The sequence below is a fragment of the Nguyenibacter vanlangensis genome (assembly GCF_013376155.1).
Lineage (GTDB): Bacteria > Pseudomonadota > Alphaproteobacteria > Acetobacterales > Acetobacteraceae > Gluconacetobacter > Gluconacetobacter vanlangensis.
On the sequence record NZ_JABXXP010000883.1, the window covers coordinates 1 to 1,025 of the forward strand.

Genomic DNA, 1,025 nt, shown 5'->3' on the forward strand with positions numbered 1-1,025 from the left:
GCCCTTGCGGCCGGCGATGCGGAACAGGCGCGCGGGATTTTCGGCCAGCAGGCGGGCGGCCAGCGACAGAGGCAGGGACCGGCGGGAGAGTTCGGTCAGGAAGAGCGGGTAGAGCAGTTCGAGCGACGGCGCGCCGGAGGCGTTGTCGAGCATGGCGGGGGCGGATTTGCGCGACAGGCTCCAGGACACGTGGTCGGTGGAGACGATCGTCACGTTGCCGGCGGCCAGGTGGGCCCAGAGTCCCTCGACCTCGGCCCGGGGGCGGATCGGCGGATTGACCTTGGCCCGGCCGCCCAGCCGCGCGACATCGTTTTCCTCGTCGAGGACCAGGTAGTGGATGCAGGCCTCGGCGGTGGTGTCGAAGCCCTGCTGGCGGTAGGCGGCGCAGAGCGCGTAGCCGCGCGCGACCGAGCAATGGACGACATGGGCCGAGCAGCCGGTCGCCGCCGCGGTTTCGTAGATCTGCGCCATGGCCAGGGTTTCGCTGAGCGGCGGACGGGACAGGCCGTGGGCGCGCCAGTCGGTGATGCCGGCGCGGGCCACGGCATCGAGGCGCGCGCGCACCATGGCATCGTCCTCGTTATGCACGCCGGCGATCAGGCCGGTTTGGGCCACTGCCTCGAAACACCGTGCCAGCAGGTCGGCCGGGATGCGCGGGAAGCGTTCGGGATCGGTGCCGAAGGTGGAGAATTTGAAGCCGCAGGCGCCGGCCCGGGCCATGTCGGGAATATGGGCCGGACCGTCGTCCGGCGCGATCGTGCCCCACAAGGCGAAATCGACGCGGGCCTGTCCGGCGGCCTCGGCGGCCTTCTGCCGCAGCCGGTCGGCGGTGCAGACCAGGAAGCCCGCATCGTAGGGCATGTCCGCGATGGTGGTGATGCCGCCCGCCGCCGCGGCGCGGGTGGTCCAGAGAAAATCCTCCTGCCCCTGCTGCGAGCGGGAATGGACCTGCGCGTCGATGCCGCCGGGGAGGATCAGGTCCGGGCCGTACTCCACGACCCGGCGGGCGGCGGGGGCCGGGCCCT

At 72.0% G+C, this 1,025-nt stretch carries 1 protein-coding gene; it reads right to left on the bottom strand.

The features are described 5' to 3' along the window. Nucleotides 1-996: dihydroorotase (locus tag HUK84_RS19860; protein ID WP_218064481.1), on the bottom strand; the 996-nt coding region annotated here is incomplete at its 3' end. Nucleotides 997-1,025: the final 29 nt, after the last annotated feature.